Consider the following 17096-nt stretch of genomic DNA (forward strand, 5'->3'; position numbering starts at 1 on the left):
TGCTACACACACCACTTGTTTTTTGCATGGATTCACCTCGTCAGACAGTTGGGCGCAGCGGTTCTGCACCTTTATGATTGCAATCGTCATCATAAACCGCAAACCCATTTTTGCGTACGACCGCAATCAATAAGGGGCTTTCATGAAGGTTTCCAAAGCACAGGCCGCAGAGAACCGGCAAGGCATCCTGGACGCAGCAGCCCGCCTGTACCGCGAGCGGGGGCTGACCGGCGTGGGCGTGGCCGACATCACGCGCGATGCTGGGCTGACGCATGGCGGGCTGTACCGGCATTTCGCCTCCAAAGAAGCGCTGGTGCAAGAGGCGTGCACCAAGGCGTTCGACTGGTCCATCCCCGTGCTGGATGGGGAGCGGCCCCACGCCACGGTGAGTGACCGCGTCCGGCGCTACCTCTCACCCGAACACCGCGATGCGCCGGGCTCGGGCTGCCCCGTGGCCGCGCTGGCGGTGGACGCTGCGCGGGCGGGCGGCGGGGTGTCTGAAGTATTTGCCCAGGGCATCGAGCGCAACATCCAGCGGTTTGCCCAGTTGCTGGCCGACAGCGCCGCCGATGCGGACAGCAGCGCCGCGCCATCGCCACAAGACCGCGCCCGCGCCATCCATGTGCTGGCCACCATGGTCGGCGGGATGGTGCTGGCGCGCGCCACCGCAGCGGCCCAGCCCGCGTTGTCGAACGAGCTGATGCAGACGCTGCAGACGCAGCTGACAGACTGGCTGGAAGACGGTACCCCCAGCCCTTCGGACCGATAAAAAAAGGGCTGCCAGCGCTTGTTCAACAAGCACCGGCAGCCCTTCGAGAGTCACATCACCGGGGGCAAGGCGCCCCAGGGATCAAATCAGGCGCAGCAGGCGTCGCCCCAGGCAGGCGCCCCATTGCCCACCGACGCACGGCGCCACCAGGCGGCAGGGCGAGCATCGGCGGCATCGCCGCGCACCCAGCGGTACTGCAGGCGGCGGCCGTTCAGGGGTTCGACCACCACCGACTGGCCGGCCGCCACGGGCAGCGACTGACCTGCGCACAGGAACATGTCGCTGCCGTCGCCAAGACCCTGGCCCAGCGTGACCCAGGCCTGGCCTTCGGCAATGCGCAGGGTCATCGCGGCCTTGGGGGCCAGGGTGACGGCGGCGCCTGCGGCCACCTGCCCCGCCTCACCGGCGGCAGCGCCCGTGGCGCGGGAAGATGCAAACAGATGCAAAGCGTGAGAGGCTGTCATGGCTTTCTCCGGGTTAACCCTAATATGACCGTATGGTGCGCCGGTTGCAGAACAACGTCCAATGAAAAGCACGGCACCGATTGATGCTTTTCCTGCATGAGCCGCTCAAACGGTCCTGCGCTGTAGCGGTGCTGCTATCCGAAGCAGAGCAAACCGGGCCAGGCCAGCGGCAAACCGCCCCCCAGCGCCCGCCACACCGGCCAGCGCCGTGCCCAGCGCACGGCCGCCCTGTCCCAGCGCCTGTCCCAAGTCGCGCAGCGGCTGCACCACGCCACATTCCCAGTCCCGGGCGGCCTGGCTGGCGGGCCTTGTCAGCGCAGAGGCTGGCGGCGTATCCCAGCGGAAGGCCACCGCCTCCGCGCTGCCCTGGGGGTTCCACGCCTCCATCACCACATGCTGCCCCGGCGCAACCGCCAGCTGTTCGCCCGGCTGCAGCACATGGTCTACCGCGGCGCCCGGCAGGTCCGCCAATGCGCCGCGCAAGGTGACCCACGCCTGCCCCTGGGCGATCTGCAGCACGCCATGGGAGTTGGGCCGCAAGGACAAGGCTTGGCCTGTAGCCAGTTTCCAGCAACCGGTCGCGCGACGGCCAGCCGTGGCGGCGTGGACGGATTGTTGCGATTCCAGAACGTTGCGGGCGGACATGACAGGCTCCTTGGCTTCAGTAAAACGTGTTGAGGAGCCTGAATGGTGCGCCTTGCACCGTACACAGTCCAATGAAAACGCGGTACGCTATTCATTCCATCGACGCATGAATCATCCTTTGCAGGAATGCCGCCATGACCTCTGCCGAATACTCCCCCGCCGTCTTGCGCACCCGGCCCGTGGCGACAGGGCACTGGCGCGCCTTCCTGGCCGTGGCCAAGCACCTCAACTTTCGTGCGGCAGCCGACGAGCTGGCCCTCACCCAGTCGGCCGTGAGCCGCCAGATCCAGGCGCTGGAAGAAGAAGTGGGCGTGCCCCTGTTCCTCCGGCACACCCGCGCGGTGGAGCTGACCAGCGCGGGCGCGCAGTTGCAGCGTGCCGTGGGCCCGGCGCTGGAGCGCATGGACGCGGCTGTGCGCCTGGTGCGCCAGACGGCCGGGCGCCGCAGTGTGGCCATCACCACCTGGGCCAGCTTTGCATCGATGTGGCTGATCCCGCGCATGGAGGAGTTCCAGCGCGACAACCCGGGCATCGACATCCGCATTGATGCGAGCGACGTGCAGGTGGACCTGGAAACCTCGGACGTGGACCTGGCCCTGCGCTACGCCATGCCCGCCGGCGCCACGCAAGGCGGCATCCGCCTGTTTGGCGAGCAACTGGCCGTGGTGGCCAGCCCCTGGCTGCTCAAGAGCGGCAAGCCGCTGCGCACGCCGGCCGACGTGGCGCAGTTCACCCTGATCGAGGCGGGCGACGCCCACCGCACCCACTACCTGGAATACCTGAGCTGGCGCCGCTGGTTCGACACACGCGACCTGACCAAGCTGCAGCCCCAGCGCTGGCTGTACTTCAACTACGCCCACCAGATCGTGCAGGCCGCGCTGGCCGGCCAGGGCCTGGCGCTGGCCCGCATGCCACTGATTGCCGATGCGCTGGCCGCAGGCGACCTGATAGAGGTGCTGCCCGGTCACCGCATCGACTCGCCCCTGGCCTACTGGCTTATGGTCGGGCCGCGCAGCGCGCAGCGGCCAGAGATCAAGGCCTTCTGCGCCTGGCTGCAGGTGCAGGCCGAAGCCACCCGCCAGGCGATTGGCGATGTGCCCGACCCAGATTTGAACGACAACCTGGACGGGTCATGAAAAAAGCGCTGAGCCGTACAGCCTCAGCGCTTTCATTTTGATAGCCGCCAGCGCATATTCCTCTAGCGCTTGCAGCTGTTTTAACCCCAAATCAGGCCAACGTTACCCGTGCAAACTTGCGCTTGCCCACCTGCACCACGTAGGTGCCGGCGGCCAGCTTCAGGCCCTTGTCGCTGACCACGCTGCCTTCCACGCGCACCCCGCCACCGTCGATCAGGCGGTTGGCCTCGCTGGTCGAGGGGGCCAGGTTGGCCTGCTTGAGCAGTGCGCCAATGCCCAGCGGCGCGCCCGACAGGCTCACCTCAGGGATCTCATCGGGCACGCCGCCCTTGCTGCGGTTGATGAAGTCCTGCTCCGCCGCGTCGGCGGCGGCAGCGCTGTGGAAGCGCGTGGTGATCTCCTTGGCCAGCATCACCTTGGCGTCCTTGGGGTTGCGCCCGCCCTCCACCTCGGCCTTGAGCGCGGCAATCTCGGCCAGGCTCTTGAACGACAGCAGGGTGAACCAGTCCCACATCAGCGTGTCGCTGATCGACAGCACCTTGGCGAACATGGTGTTGGCGTCCTCGGCGATGCCGATGTAGTTATTCTTGGACTTGGACATCTTGTCCACGCCGTCCAGGCCCACCAGCAGCGGCATGGTGAGCACACACTGCGGTTCCTGGCCGTATTCCTGCTGAAGGTGGCGGCCCATGAGCAGGTTGAACTTCTGGTCCGTGCCGCCCAGTTCCAGGTCGCTCTTCAACGCCACCGAGTCGTAGCCCTGCATCAGCGGGTACAAGAACTCATGCACCGCGATGGACTGACCGGAGTTGAAACGCTTGTGGAAGTCGTCGCGCTCCATCATCCGGGCCACGGTGTAGCGGGATGCCAGCTGGATCATGCCGCTCGCGCCCAGGGGTTCGCTCCACTCGCTGTTGTAGCGGATCTCGGTCTTGGCCGGGTCCAGCACCATGCTGGCCTGCTTGTAATAAGTCTCGGCGTTCACCTTGATCTGCTCTGGCGTGAGCGGCGGGCGCGTGCTGTTGCGGCCCGAGGGGTCGCCGATCAGGCTGGTGAAGTCGCCGATCAGGAAGATGACCTGGTGGCCCAGATCTTGCAATTGCCGCATCTTGTTCAGCACCACCGTGTGGCCGATGTGGATGTCGGGGGCCGTGGGGTCCAGGCCCAGCTTGATGCGCAGCGGCTGGCCGGTGGCCTCCGAGCGCGCCAGCTTCTTGACCCATTCGTCCTGTGGCAGCAGCTCTTGCACACCGCGCAGCGAGATTTCGAGGGCTTGTCTTACACCATCAGAGACCGGGGTTGTTGTAACAGCAGATTGATTCATAAGGGTTTTTTGGGATGTCTAGACAGCATGCACCGCTATACTTCAGCCCACATTGCAGAGGCGGATTCTAGTGGGCCCGCCGTTTCGACCTGTTTTTCATCAACCTGTCGAATGGCTGCAGCCTGACAGTCTGTGCTCCTGGCCCCGCCCCGCATACGCACCGGGGGTGTGCCACGGAACCGCAATCACCCTGGGGATAGACCTTTGATTCACGGCCTCACTACGGTCCGCACCGCCAGCATCGCTTTGCTTGACCGGCTGTCCCGCACAATCCAGCAACATCCCAAACGCATCACCGCCGCCGTAGCAGCCATCCTGCTGACGGGCGGCGGCGGCGCATTTGCCGTGGCCTCCTTTGCACCCGATCCGGCCGAGCTGCCGGTGCGCATGGTGAACTACCCGGTCGAATCGCTGGCTGAGAACATGGTGCTGGGCCAGTTGGATGCGCCCAGCTTTTCGCTGTTCCGCTCCGAACAGGTGCGCAGCAGTGACACCCCCGAGTCGCTGCTGCAGCGCATGGGCGTGGCCGACCCGGCCGCCGCTGCCTTCATGCGCAGCGACACGCCGGTGCGCCAGAACGTGCTGGGCCGCACCGGCCGCATCGTGTCGGCAGAAACCACAGACGACCACCGCCTGATCCGCCTGACGGTGCGCTGGGTGCCGGACGACAGCGGCAACTTCCGCCGCCTGATTGTCGAACGCACGGGCGACAACAAGTTTGCGACCCGCATCGAAACCGCCAAGATGACGACCAACAGCCGTCTGGCGGGCGGCATCATCCACAGCTCGCTGTTTGCCGCCACCGACGCGTCGAACATCCCCGACGCCGTGGCCGTGCAGGTGGCCGAACTGTTCTCGGGCAACATCGACTTCCGCCGCTCGCTGCGCAAGGGCGACCGCTTCTCGGTGGTGTACGAAACCCTGGAAGCCGACGGCGAGCCCCTGTCCAGCGGCCGCGTGCTGAGCGCCGAGTTCGTCAACAACGGCAAGACCCACCAGGCCATCTGGTTCCAGGAGCCCAACGCCGCCAAAGGCGCCTACTACACGTTGGACGGCGAAAGCATGCGCCGCGCGTACCTGACCTCGCCCGTCGAGTTCTCGCGCGTGACCAGCGGCTTCAAGATGCGCCTGCACCCCATCCTGCAAACCTGGCGCGCCCACCTGGGCACCGACTTTGCAGCCCCCACAGGCACCGCCGTGCGCACCGTGGGTGATGGCGTGGTGGAGTTTGCGGGCGTGCAGAACGGCTACGGCAACGTGGTGTTCGTCAAGCACCGCAACCAGCACGTTACCGTGTATGCCCACCTGAGCCGCATCGACGTGCGCCAGGGTCAGTCGGTCGAGCAAGGCCAGACGCTGGGCGCCGTGGGCGCCACCGGCTGGGCCACTGGCCCGCACCTGCACTTCGAGTTCCGCGTCAATGGCGTGCACCAAGACCCGATGACCATCGTCGCCCAGAGCGAAGCCGCCGCACCGGTGTCTGCAGCCGCCCGCCCTGCGTTTGACCGCCTCGCTGCCAACATGCGCGTTCAGCTGAACGCGGCCGCGCTCATAGAGCAGGCCAGCGCAGACTGATCCCGGCTTACCAACGACGCACCCCACCCGTCAGGCCATGTCCGATCTGTACATCGGCCTGATGTCGGGCACCTCGCTCGACGGGATCGACGGGGTGCTGGCCGATTTCTCGGGCCCGCGCCTACGGGTCACGCACCACGCCAGCGCCGCCTTTGCCCCCGCACTGCGCGCCGAGCTCTTGGCCCTCAACACCCCCGGCGACAACGAGCTGCACCGCGCAGCGCTCGCAGGCAATGCGCTATCCCGAGCCTACGCCGAGGTGGTACATACCCTTTTGCAGCGCAGCGGCCACCCGGCAAGCGCCATCCGAGCGATAGGCGCCCACGGGCAGACGGTGCGACACCGCCCCCAGGAATTTGACGGCACAGGCTACACCCTGCAGCTGGGCAGCCCCGCCCTGCTGGCCGAGCTGACGGGCATCACCGTGGTGGCCGACCTGCGCAGCCGCGACGTGGCTGCAGGCGGCCAGGGTGCGCCGCTGGTGCCCGCCTTCCACCAGGGCGTGTTCGGCCGGCCGGATGAGACGGTGCTGGTGCTGAACATTGGCGGCATCTCCAACCTCAGCGTGCTGGGGGCAGATGGCAGTGTGCTGGGCTTCGACTGCGGCCCGGGCAACGCCCTGATGGACCACTGGTGCCAGCAGCACACGGGCCAGCCGTTTGACAAGGACGGCGCCTGGGCCGCCACCGGACAGGTGCTGCCGGGCCTGCTGGCCGCGTTGCTGCAGGAGCCCTATTTGCACAAGGCGCCCCCCAAGAGCACAGGGCGCGACCTGTTCAACCCCGCCTGGCTGGCCGCACACCTGCAGCCCTTTGCGCAGGCCACTGCGGCCGATGTACAGGCTACATTGACCGAATTCACCGCAAGCGCTAGTGCAATATGCGCCAATAGCTATCTAAACAATAGCAAAATCCTGGCCGTATGCGGTGGTGGCGCGCTCAATGGCCAGCTCATGCAGCGGCTGCAGGCCGCCTGCCCGCCCCTGCGGGTGGTAACCACCGATGCGCTGGGCCTGCCCGCCCTGCAGGTGGAAGCCGCCGCGTTTGCCTGGCTGGCGCGCCAGGCGCTGAACGGGGCACCGGGCAACCTGCCCAGCGTGACGGGCGCCGTGGGCCCTCGCGTGCTGGGCGCGGTGTACCCGGCCTGAAACGCCCGGTCTACACAGTCCTGGGCAGGGCGATCAGCCGTGGTCCCCGGCATCGACCGAGGCGCCTGCCTGGGTGCCGGACCGGTCTTGCGGCGACAGTTGCCAGAAGATACCGGCCGATGCCACCGTGATCAGCCCCATGCAGGCAAACGTGGCCTGAAAGACTTGCAGGGTCTGCGCTGCGCCCGAAGGCTGGAAGAAATCGGTGAACGCCGCCAACACGGCCCCTGCTGCAGCCACCCCCATGCCCATGGCCACCATCTGCACCATCGACAGCAGGCTGTTGCCGCTGCTGGCCATGTCGTGCCCCAGGTCCTTCAGGGTCACGGTGTTCATGGCCGTGAACTGCAGCGAGTTCACCGCCCCAAACACCGCCAGCTGCACCACATGCACCCACAGCGGTTGCGAGGGCGCCGCCAGCCCGAAACTGGCCATGGTCACCCCCACCAGCAGCGTGTTGCCCACCAGCACCTGGCGGTAGCCAAAGCGGGTGATCAGCGTGGTGGTGAACCGCTTCATGGACATGCCCGCCACCGCCACGGGCAGCATCATCATGCCCGCCTGCAGCGGCGAATAGCCCATGGTGACCTGCAGCAGCAACGGAATCAGGAACGGCATGCACGAGCTGCCCAGCCGCGCAAACAGATTGCCCAGCAGCCCGATACGCAAGGTGTCCACCGAGAACAGCCGGGGCGAAAATAGCGGGTCAGGCCGCCGCGCCGCGTGCAGCCAGTAGGCCACCAGGCTGGCCAGCCCGAAGATCATGAGCACCAGCACACTCGCCTGCCGCAACCCTAAGCTGGCCAAGCCATCCAGCGCCAGCGACAGCGCCACCATGCCAAAGGCGAGCATCAGATAGCCCGCCAGGTCAAACCGTGCCACCGTCGGCGCAGCCACCCCGGGCATGTAGCGCATGGTGGCGGCACAGCCCACCAGCCCCACCGGCACGTTGATCAGAAAGATCCAGTGCCAGGAAGCCACCTCGACCAGCCAGCCTCCCAGGGTCGGGCCGATCAGCGGACCAATCAGCCCCGGGATCGCCACAAAACTCATGGCCTGCAAGAACTTCTCGCGCGGGAAGGTGCGCAACACCACCAAGCGCCCCACCGGTAGCAGCAGCGCGCCCCCCAGCCCCTGGAGCACCCGGGCGGCCACCAGCTGGGTCAGGCTGTGCGACAGCGCACAAAACACCGAGCCCGCCACAAAAAACACGATGGCCAGAAAGTACACCCGGCGCGCACCAAACCGGTCGGCCACCCAGCCCGACGCGGGGATCAGCATCGCCATGGCCAGCGAGTACGCCACAACCACCGACTGCATGCGCAGCGGGCTCTCGCCCAGGCTCTGCGCCATGGCGGGCAGCGCGGTATTGACGATGGTGGCGTCCAACGTCTGCATGAAAAAGCCGACGGCCACCAGCCACAGCAGCACTTTCTGGGAGGGTTCCTGATGCATGGGTTGCAGAGCTTTCCAAACGAAACAAGCGGCCCCATGAAAAAACCGCCCGAAGGCGGTTCATTCAGTCAGCAGCGGGGGTGCAGGTCTTTGCCTGGCACAACGATCTTTAAGCCGAGAAGCTGGAGCCGCAGCCGCAGGTGGTCGTGGCGTTGGGGTTCTTGATCACGAACTGCGCGCCTTGCAGGTCTTCCTTGTAGTCGATCTCGGCGCCCACGAGGTACTGGTAGCTCATGGCGTCGATGAGCAGCGACACACCGTTCTTGGTCATGGTGGTGTCGTCTTCGTTCGTGATTTCATCAAAAGTGAACCCGTACTGGAAGCCGGAGCAGCCGCCGCCCTGCACAAACACCCGCAGCTTCAGGTCGGGGTTGCCTTCTTCGGCAATCAGGTCCGCCACCTTGGCCGCCGCGCTGTCGGTGAACAGAATGGGGGCGGGCATTTCGGTCTGGATGTTTTCGGCAACTGCGCTCATGGGGTACTCCGGGTTCAGGGTTTGTACGGAATACTACTGCAAACCTCTCGGGAATTCAGATCACTGGCTGTTTGACGCTAACTTCAGTGGGGGCTTTTCTTCCACCAGCACCGCCGTAGGAATCAACTGCCCCGCGATCACGGCCCCTTGGTGCATCTCCAGCGCCTTGTAATGCACATTGCCGGTGATCTGCGCCTTGGGCTGCAGCTCCAGCAGTTCGCCCGCATGCACGGGACCCAGCACCTGGCCGTTGATGATCACGTGGTCGGCATGCACCGCGCCCTCGACCCGCGCGGTTTCGGAGATCACCAGGATGCTGGGCTGGTCCGCCGCTGCCCGGATATCGCCGACTACATCGCCATCAATGCGCATGCCCTCGGCAAAATGCACATTGCCTTCGATCTTGGTGCCCTGCGCCACCAGGCTTTTGATGGGTGGCTGCTTTTTGCGCGAGAACATGGTCGGAAGACTCCTGAAGGAGCAGGCGGTACAAAAGCCCGCTTGCGAAGGGAAAACGTGCCAACAAATCGGCAGGTCGTGGGCAGCGGCTACTGCGTGGGTTGCCTCGGCGAGGGCATCGAAACCAGATCAGCGCATCCACAGTCGACCCGCACTATTCGATGGCCATGGTCTGGCTGGTGCGTACGGTGGCGCCCTCCAGCACGCGCGCGGTCACGGTTTTTACCACGGCCTGGGGGGGCAGATCGAGCACCCCCTCGATGCGGCGGTACTGCTTGACCTGCAGCGGCTGGCCCTGGGGAGGCTGGGTCTGTGTCCACGGTTTGCCGTCCAGCGTGCCCGCCAGCACCAGTTCCAGGCGCCCGTTGAACTCGGGTGCATTGCGGGCCGCCTGGATGACCAGCACCTGCCAGCGCAGTTGCATCCCGCCCAGCACCTCAGCCTGCAGCGCGCGAATGGCCAGCCCATCGGTCTTGGCGGCAGGGATTAGCTTTTCGAAGAAGCCCAGGTCCTCGCGCAGCGTGCGGTTGTCGGCTTCGAGCTGGCGTACCTGCGCCATCAGGCTTTCCTTGGCGGCGCGCTCGGTAGCCAACAGGCTCTCGGCGGTCAACGCCACCGTCTGGCGCTCCTGGCCCTCTTCGCGCAGGCGGCTGATCTCTGCCCTCATCTGAACCACTTCATCGCGGGACACGGTATCGATCCCGGCAATGGACTTGCCGAACTCGAAGGCCCACAACGCCACGGCGGCGCAAAAGCCCATGACCACGGCCAGGGCCAGCCAACGAAAGGGCCAGGGCAAGGCGCTGCGGATGGCCACCCGGGGGGCGCTGATGGTCAACCGACGGCGAAGCAGGCGAAAGCGCATGGGCTCAACGGGCAGGCCCGGGAAGGCGCTCCCCCAAAAAAAGAAAAGAGCGCACCATAAACGAAAAAACCGCCCGAAGGCGGTTTTTCTCTGTAAAGCACTCGCAGGGAGCGCTTTGCAGTGGATGCTGCCCAGGGCAGCATCCGGCAGGGCCCAAAGCTTAACGCTTGGAGAACTGCTTGGCGCGGCGTGCGGAGTGCAGACCGACCTTCTTACGTTCGACTTCACGTGCATCACGGGTCACGAAGCCGGCTTGGCTCAGGACGGACTTCAGGGATGCGTCGTAATCGATCAGGGCACGGGTGATGCCGTGGCGGGCAGCGCCAGCCTGGCCGGATTCACCGCCACCGTGCACGTTGATCTGGATGTCGAAGCTTTCGACATGGTTGGTCAACGCCAGCGGTTGCTTGGCAATCATGATCGAGGTTTCGCGGCCGAAATACTGCTGAATGTCTTTGCCATTCACAGTGATCTTGCCGGAGCCTTTTTTCAGAAACACGCGGGCGACGCTGGACTTGCGACGGCCGGTGCCATTGTTCCATTCACCAATCATCTCAAGGCTCCTTAGATTTCCAGCACTTTGGGCTGCTGGGCGGTGTGTGGATGCTCAGCACCACCGTACACCTTGAGTTTCTTGATCATCGCGTAGCCAAGGGGACCCTTGGGCAGCATGCCCTTGACAGCCTTTTCCAGCGCGCGGCCGGGGTGCTTGGCTTGCATGTCGCGGAAGTTCGTGGCCGTGATACCGCCGGGGTAACCCGAGTGACGGTAGTACACCTTGTCCAGGGACTTGGTGCCGGTGACCTTGAGTTGGGCTGCGTTGATAACGACGATGAAGTCACCGGTATCGACGTGAGGCGTGTAAATGGCCTTGTGTTTGCCGCGCAAACGGAGAGCAACTTCGCTGGCTACTCGTCCGAGGACCTTGTTGGTCGCGTCAATCACAAACCACTCGTGCACGACCTCAGCGGGCTTTGCGCTGAAAGTAGTTGTCATGAGTTTTCTCTTGAAAGAGGGGTTTGGCGGGTCCTTTTCCACGGTCGGTGCTTCTCTGAAGGAAGCCTCTTAGGTGGCAAAAAGTCTTCGCCGCGGGACCACAAAAGCGCTGCGAAGCCTTCCATTATACGAAAGAGCCCGGTCGCCGCGCAAGTGGACCGCAGTCCTGGCCCCAAAGCGGTCAGTTGGGCGTCTGGCGGCGGCGCTGCTCGTCGGCTTCGTACCGGCGGCGGTTCTCCACGCAAATGGCTTGATTGGCCTGGGACGGTTTCTGGCACTCCTGGTGGATACACATGGGGCGGGCCAGGAAATTAGCGTCAGCGCACACCTCCTGCGGCGAAGGCAGGCGGGGTGGCGGTGCAGGACGGGGCTTGGGTTCAGCCACCACGGGGGGGGGCGCAGGCACAGGCTCTTCGTGCACCACGATGGGGGTGGGGGCCGGCTCGGCAGTCACACGCTTGGTGACACGGGCGGAGGGCTTGGGCGCCGAGGCAACCACAAAGGCGGGAACAGCGGCTGCGGCAGAAGCCGTGTCGGCCGGCGTGCCAGCACCTTCCGAGGCCACGGCCGCTGCGTCTGCGCCAGCCGTCCCAGGCGCACTGACGTCCACCAGCGCGGCCGCTGACGAAGCGCCTGCCGCTGGCGGCTCGGCCATCTCGGTGATGATGTCATCGCGCGGCGGTTTGCTGCTTTGGCTCCAGCGCCAAGCGCCTCCGGCGACCACGGCCACCAGCGCCGCCACCACAATGCCCGCCACCAAGGGCGAACGCCGCGATGAGGATGTGGGCTTGCCGTTGCCACGCACCAGATCCCGCTCCAAGGGTGCGGACCGCCGGTCCGCCGCACGCGAACCGCTAGCGCCCGGCGAGCGGTGGTGCGGCAGATCCTCAAAGCGGGAATCGCCCTCAGCGACCACGGTGTCGCCAGCGTCGATGAACACCGTGTCGCCCGCATCGGCCGCCACCGTGTCAGGACCCGCCAGCATGACCGTGTCCCCGCCAAAGTCATCGCCGGGACGGCCCGCCTGCACTGGGGACGGTGCCGCTGCGGCCGCTTCCGCGCGCTGGGCCTGCGCCTGGATCTCGGCCACGATGCCCGGGGCTGAGGTCACATCCACGGTGGGCGTGGGCAGCCCCGGGCCAGGCTGGTCGGCGGGCTCCACCCAGATGTCGCCCAGTTCCGCCCGAAAGTCGAAGTGCTGCACATCGTCCGGCGCCGAGGTCATCTCCATGGTCTGGAGAAAGGCATCGATGCTCTGCGGCCGGTCCTCGGGCCGCAGGGCCAGGGACTGCGATATCGCAGCAACAAACGGCGCCGAATACTCCACGCCAAACTGCCGCTTGACGGTTTTGGCAATGCGGGAGAACGACACCATGCGGTCGCGGATGGAGCGCAGCGTGGCAGGCAGGGGCGTGTCGTTGGCCAGACAGCCGTGCATGACCGCTGCCAGAGAGTACAGATCGCTCCAAGGCCCCTGGCGCAGTTCCTCGTCACCGTCGGAATACTGCTCGATGGGCGCGTAATTCACCTTGAGCACGGCCGTGTGCTTGCGGTCCTGGTCATTGATGGCGTGCCGGGCGGCACCAAGGTCCAGCAGCACCGGCGGGCCGTTGTCCTGCAGGAAGATGTTGTCTGGCGAGATGTCGCGGTGCAGCGTGTTGCCGTCGTGCAGCACACGCAGCGCATCCAGCACCGACCACAGCAGCTTGCGCAGCCAGGCCTCGGGCGGCGGCGTGCGCATCTGGGCACGGGCCTGCTTGAAGGTCATTCCCGAATACAAGGGCATGACCATGTAGGCCGTGTTGTTGGCCTCCCAGAAGCGGAACACCTTGACCAGCGAGGGGTGGTCAAACTGCGCCAGCAGCCGCGCCTCGCCCACAAAAGACACCAGGCCTGCCTGGAAGGTTTGCTGATCGGACGAAGACCGCACCCAGAGCGATTGCCCCTGCGAGCGACCGGCCAGCGCCGAGGGCATGTATTCCTTGATGGCCACCGCCCGGTGCAGAGAATGGTCAAACGCCTTGTAGACCATGCCAAAACCACCCACCCCCAGCAAACCCAGGATCTCAAACTCCGCCAGGCGTGTGCCAGGGGGCAGCGCATCGATATGGCTGACACCGCTGGCGGGGGCTGTGCTGGAGCTTTCGGTCATGGTCAGAAGACGGGGCGGGCTGGCAATTTCACAGGCAAATCAATGGGACAACAAGCGCAACGGCGGAAAGCGGACCCCACCGCAGGCGCGATCATGAGGCATGGCCGCACCGGATTTGGCAACAAATGGCTAACAAAGGACGGCCTGTCTGCCAAAAACATCACGTCCCCCGCCACCACAAGGCCCCCGATTGTGCCGCGCCCGGACGAGGGCGCTGCCCCGGCAGCACAACACACTCGTTACCATTGGGCCATGTTCAGTTATCGCCACGCCTTCCACGCAGGCAACCATGCCGATGTGCTCAAGCACACCGTTTTGATTGCTGCCTTGCAACACCTTACCGAGAAAGACGCGGCGCTGACCGTGCTGGACACCCATGCAGGCGCAGGCCTGTACCGGCTGGACGGGGACTATGCCAGCACCAGCGGCGAAGCCGCCGACGGCGTGGCCCGGCTGTTTGCACCAACCACGCCCACCCTCACCCCAGCCCTGCAGGCCTATGTGGACATGGTGGGCGACTTCAACCAGGGCAAGGCGCTGCGCGTGTACCCCGGCTCACCCTTCATCACCCAGCGCCTGCTGCGTAGCCACGACAAGCTCAAGCTGTTTGAGCTGCACCCCACCGACCTGCGCGCGCTGGCCGGCAACGTGGCCCAGCTGGAGGCAGGCCGCCAGGTGGCGGTGCTGCACGAAGACGGCTTTGAGGGCATCAAGAAGTTTTTGCCTCCACCGGCCCGTCGCGCACTGGTGCTGTGCGATCCCAGCTATGAAATCAAGAGCGACTACGCCAAGGTGCTCGACATGGCGGCCGATTCGCTCAAGCGTTTTGCCACGGGCACCTATGCGTTCTGGTACCCCATCATCCCGCGCCCCGAAGCCCACGACCTGCCCCGCCGCCTGAAGACACTGGCCACCAAGGCGGGCAAGAGCTGGCTGCACGCCACGCTCACCGTCAAGTCGAGCAAGATCACGGAAACCGTCACGGGCGACACCAAACGCCCCGGCCTGCCGGCCAGCGGCATGTTCCTGATCAACCCGCCCTACACCCTCAAGGCCGCGCTCAAAGACGCCCTGCCCCAGATGGCCGAGCTGCTAGCACAGGACAAACACGCCACCCACACGCTGGAATCGGGCGGCTGACCGCCCCTTCCGGTACTCTGCCTGGCGTCAAGGTGCCGCCGGACAATCCTTGTCGTCGTCCTGCAGGGCGAACAGCTCCACCGGCTTGAGCCCCAGGCCCACCATGCCCAACGCCTCGGCGGCGCCCCGGCTCAGGTCGATCACCCGGTTGCGGGTGTGGGGCCCGCGGTCGTTGATGCGCACGATCACCGTACGCCCCGTGGCCTGACTGCGCACACACACGCGGGAGCCAAAGGGCAGTGTGGGGTGTGCGGCCGTGAGCGCACGCATGTCAAACAGCTCCCCGCTGGCGGTACGCCGCCGGTGGAACTGTGCCCCGTACCACGAGGCCAGCCCCACCTCGTCCGCCTCCAGGCTGAGCGGCGACCCGCCGGGAGTGGTGGGTTCCGGTTTGGCCGGGGGATCGATCAGCATCGCCTCTCCCGGCACGGACAGCAGGTTGGGGGCCAGCGCATCCGGCTCTGCCTGCAGCCCCTGGGCGTGCGCAACCGCAAGGGCGCTGCACAGCAACCACAGACCCACCAGCTGCCGCAGCGGCGCCCACCGGGCCACGCTGCGACAAGAGCCGGGTGGCTGCTCGCCCCCCACCATCAGATCCCCAGCCGGCGACAGATCTCCAGGGTCGCGGCGCTTTGGTTCATGGTGTAGAAGTGCAGCGCGGGCACGCCGGCCGTGCGCAGCTGGTCGCACAGGTCGGTCACCACATCCAGGCCAAACGCCTTGATGCTGGCGGTGTCGTCCCCAAACGACTGCAGGCGCAGACGTATCCAGCGCGGAATCTCGGCACCGCAGGCGTCCGAGAACCGCATCAGCTGCGTGGAGCTGGAAATGGGCATGATGCCCGGCACCACCGGCACGTCAGCGCCCAGGCGGTGCGCGTCTTCCACAAAGCGGAAATACGCATCGCTGTTGTAGAAATACTGGGTGATGGCAGAGTCCGCCCCCGCCCGTACCTTGGTCACGTAGGCCTGCAGGTCCGCATCGGGCGACTTGGCCTGGGGATGCACCTCGGGGTAGGCCGCCACCTCGATGTGGAAGTCCCGGCCCGTTTCGGCCCGGATGAAGGCCACCAGGTCGCTAGCGAACTGGAACTCGCCGCCCGCGCCGTAGCCGCTGGGCAGGTCGCCGCGCAGTGCCACCAGGCGCTTGACGCCCATGGCTTTGAGCGTGGCCAGCTGCTCGCGCACCGACTGGCGCGTGGCCCCGATGCACGAAAAGTGCGACGCAGCGCCCACGCCTTCGGACAGGATCTCGCGCACCGTGCCGAACGTGCCTTCTTGCGTGGAGCCCCCTGCGCCGTAGGTCACCGAGCAGAAGTCTGGATGCAGTGCATACAGCTGCTGGCGCGCCACGCGCAGCTTGTCGGCGCCTTCAGGCGTCTTGGGCGGGAAAAACTCGAAACTCACCGGAAACCCGGTGCCTTGCGCGTGGGCTGCATTCATGCGGCTCTCCTTGCGTGTACAAAAAATTCTCGATTGCCATCACCGCCCTGGATCGGGCTGTCGATCCACGCCCGCACTTCCAGGCCCAGAGTTACGCAGCAATCGCGGATGCGCTGTTCCACCACCGCATACAAGGACTCGTCGCGCACAATGCCGCCTTTGCCCACCTGCCCCGGCTGCAATTCAAACTGGGGCTTGACCAGCATGACCAGGTCGCCCTGCGGCGCGAGCAACGGCACCAGTGCAGGCAGCACCAGAGTGAGCGAGATGAACGACAGGTCGCCCGTCACCAGGTCAAACACGGGCGTGACCTGCACATCCTCTCGCCCCTCTCGGCGCTGGCGCACCACCGGTAAAGTGCCCTCGGCCCGCGCGCGGGCCTTGGCGGCGCGCTCGGCTTTGAAGGCTTCTACGTCTTGCTCTTTGGCATCGTCGCTGTCGTCGTATTCTTCATCGACCAGACCGCCGTTGCGCATCCAGCTGTAAGGAGCGACCGGCTGGGTGTCGTTGTCTTCATGGTCTTGCACCAGCTCTTCGGACAAGGCCGCTTCACAGCCTTCGAGCAGCGACTCGGCTGTCATGGCGCGGGCATTGATCCCTTCCACGCCCACCACGCGCACATCGTCACGCAGGCGCTCATGCAACTGGCCATGCCCCACATCCACACCCACCACCTGGGCCGCGCCATGTTGCAACAGGCAGTCCGTGAAGCCGCCGGTGCTCTGCCCCACATCCAGGCAGCGCAGGCCCTTCACGTCCAGGCCCGTGGCCTGCAAGGCGCCTTCGAGCTTGAGCCCGCCACGCGAGATATATTTGGCCTCGGCATCGTCCAGCAGCCTTACCTCGGCCACGGACGGGATGTCATCCCCGTTCTTGGCCACCTTGTTCCAGGGCGACAAGGGCGTCAAGCGCCACTCCACCCCCGAAGCGATCAGGCGCTGCGCCTGCGAGCGCGTGGCGGCATGGCCACGTTCCACCAAAAACACATCTGCGCGCATCGCGCCCATCCTTTTTGAGTCAAATCGGCTGGTAGCGCTAGTGAATCAAGCGCC

General features: G+C 65.6%; 18 protein-coding genes. 5 read left to right on the forward strand and 13 right to left on the reverse strand.

The features are described 5' to 3' along the window. Positions 1-142 precede the first annotated feature (142 nt). A complete protein-coding gene (locus tag ACODSM_RS11605) occupies positions 143-769 on the forward strand; it encodes a TetR/AcrR family transcriptional regulator (RefSeq protein WP_209817978.1) in 627 nt (208 codons plus the stop codon). Positions 770-855: 86 nt separating this feature from the next. On the opposite strand, the gene ACODSM_RS11610 is transcribed toward ACODSM_RS11605, so the two are convergent. Together ACODSM_RS11610 and ACODSM_RS11615 are read right to left on the reverse strand one after the other, a co-directional pair. Further along, positions 856-1233, reverse strand: a complete 378-nt coding sequence (locus ACODSM_RS11610) for a DUF2917 domain-containing protein (RefSeq protein WP_488805366.1) — start codon at positions 1231-1233, stop codon at positions 856-858. 105 nt (positions 1234-1338) lie between these two features. After that, positions 1339-1878: a DUF2917 domain-containing protein gene (locus tag ACODSM_RS11615; RefSeq protein ID WP_488805367.1), complete on the reverse strand. Its 540-nt coding sequence runs from the start codon at positions 1876-1878 to the stop codon at positions 1339-1341. A gap of 134 nt (positions 1879-2012) precedes the next feature. Here ACODSM_RS11615 and ACODSM_RS11620 point away from each other — a divergent pair, with 134 nt between their 5' ends. After that, complete coding sequence (locus tag ACODSM_RS11620; protein WP_488805368.1) at positions 2013-3014, forward strand: LysR substrate-binding domain-containing protein; 1002 nt, start codon at positions 2013-2015, stop codon at positions 3012-3014. 91 nt (positions 3015-3105) lie between these two features. Here the strand turns inward: ACODSM_RS11620 and tyrS are convergent, their stop codons facing one another. Continuing rightward, positions 3106-4338, reverse strand: a complete 1233-nt coding sequence (gene tyrS, locus ACODSM_RS11625) for a tyrosine--tRNA ligase (protein ID WP_488805369.1) — start codon at positions 4336-4338, stop codon at positions 3106-3108. 204 nt (positions 4339-4542) lie between these two features. Between tyrS and ACODSM_RS11630 the strand changes: the two genes are divergently transcribed. Both ACODSM_RS11630 and ACODSM_RS11635 read left to right on the forward strand, forming a co-directional pair. Next, complete coding sequence (locus ACODSM_RS11630) at positions 4543-5913, forward strand: M23 family metallopeptidase (protein WP_015015714.1); 1371 nt, start codon at positions 4543-4545, stop codon at positions 5911-5913. Between the two features lie 37 nt (positions 5914-5950). Further along, the gene (locus ACODSM_RS11635) at positions 5951-7060 is read left to right on the forward strand and encodes an anhydro-N-acetylmuramic acid kinase (protein WP_488805370.1); all 1110 of its coding nucleotides are present in this window, start codon (positions 5951-5953) and stop codon (positions 7058-7060) included. A gap of 33 nt (positions 7061-7093) precedes the next feature. Here ACODSM_RS11635 and mdtD read toward each other — a convergent pair whose 3' ends face one another. The 7 genes from mdtD to ACODSM_RS11670 form a co-directional block, all read right to left on the reverse strand. Beyond that, positions 7094-8515 carry a multidrug transporter subunit MdtD gene (gene mdtD, locus ACODSM_RS11640; protein WP_488805371.1) on the reverse strand — a complete coding sequence of 474 codons (1422 nt, stop codon included), beginning with the start codon at positions 8513-8515 and terminating at the stop codon, positions 7094-7096. Positions 8516-8624: 109 nt separating this feature from the next. Continuing rightward, a complete protein-coding gene (erpA, locus tag ACODSM_RS11645) occupies positions 8625-8990 on the reverse strand; it encodes an iron-sulfur cluster insertion protein ErpA (protein ID WP_008907234.1) in 366 nt (121 codons plus the stop codon). 60 nt (positions 8991-9050) lie between these two features. Continuing rightward, on the reverse strand, positions 9051-9449 hold the full coding sequence (locus tag ACODSM_RS11650; RefSeq protein WP_060986949.1) for a bactofilin family protein: 399 nt from the start codon (positions 9447-9449) through the stop codon (positions 9051-9053). Positions 9450-9603: 154 nt separating this feature from the next. Further along, entirely contained in the window at positions 9604-10314 is a 711-nt protein-coding gene (locus ACODSM_RS11655) for a DUF6776 family protein (protein WP_110960311.1), read from the reverse strand. Positions 10315-10474: 160 nt separating this feature from the next. Continuing rightward, positions 10475-10867, reverse strand: coding sequence for a 30S ribosomal protein S9 (gene rpsI / locus ACODSM_RS11660; RefSeq protein WP_015015719.1), 393 nt, complete (start codon positions 10865-10867; stop codon positions 10475-10477). Between the two features lie 11 nt (positions 10868-10878). Beyond that, on the reverse strand, positions 10879-11310 hold the full coding sequence (gene rplM / locus ACODSM_RS11665; protein WP_015015720.1) for a 50S ribosomal protein L13: 432 nt from the start codon (positions 11308-11310) through the stop codon (positions 10879-10881). 181 nt (positions 11311-11491) lie between these two features. After that, on the reverse strand, positions 11492-13462 hold the full coding sequence (locus ACODSM_RS11670; protein ID WP_488805372.1) for a serine/threonine protein kinase: 1971 nt from the start codon (positions 13460-13462) through the stop codon (positions 11492-11494). Positions 13463-13714: 252 nt separating this feature from the next. On the opposite strand from ACODSM_RS11670, the gene ACODSM_RS11675 reads away from it, so the two are divergent. Next, complete coding sequence (locus ACODSM_RS11675; protein WP_343733655.1) at positions 13715-14602, forward strand: 23S rRNA (adenine(2030)-N(6))-methyltransferase RlmJ; 888 nt, start codon at positions 13715-13717, stop codon at positions 14600-14602. Positions 14603-14629: 27 nt separating this feature from the next. On the opposite strand, the gene ACODSM_RS11680 is transcribed toward ACODSM_RS11675, so the two are convergent. The 3 genes from ACODSM_RS11680 to ACODSM_RS11690 are packed head-to-tail and all read right to left on the reverse strand — an operon-like array spanning position 14630 to position 17042. Continuing rightward, positions 14630-15154: a septal ring lytic transglycosylase RlpA family protein gene (locus tag ACODSM_RS11680; RefSeq protein WP_488805373.1), complete on the reverse strand. Its 525-nt coding sequence runs from the start codon at positions 15152-15154 to the stop codon at positions 14630-14632. A gap of 38 nt (positions 15155-15192) precedes the next feature. Beyond that, on the reverse strand, positions 15193-16044 hold the full coding sequence (gene metF, locus ACODSM_RS11685) for a methylenetetrahydrofolate reductase [NAD(P)H] (protein WP_488805374.1): 852 nt from the start codon (positions 16042-16044) through the stop codon (positions 15193-15195). After that, the gene (locus tag ACODSM_RS11690; RefSeq protein WP_488805375.1) at positions 16041-17042 is read right to left on the reverse strand and encodes a TlyA family RNA methyltransferase; all 1002 of its coding nucleotides are present in this window, start codon (positions 17040-17042) and stop codon (positions 16041-16043) included. Before ACODSM_RS11690 ends, metF begins: the two co-directional genes overlap by 4 nt. Between the last annotated feature and the right edge of the window lie 54 nt (positions 17043-17096).

The organism is Acidovorax sp. FG42, from assembly GCF_057809195.1.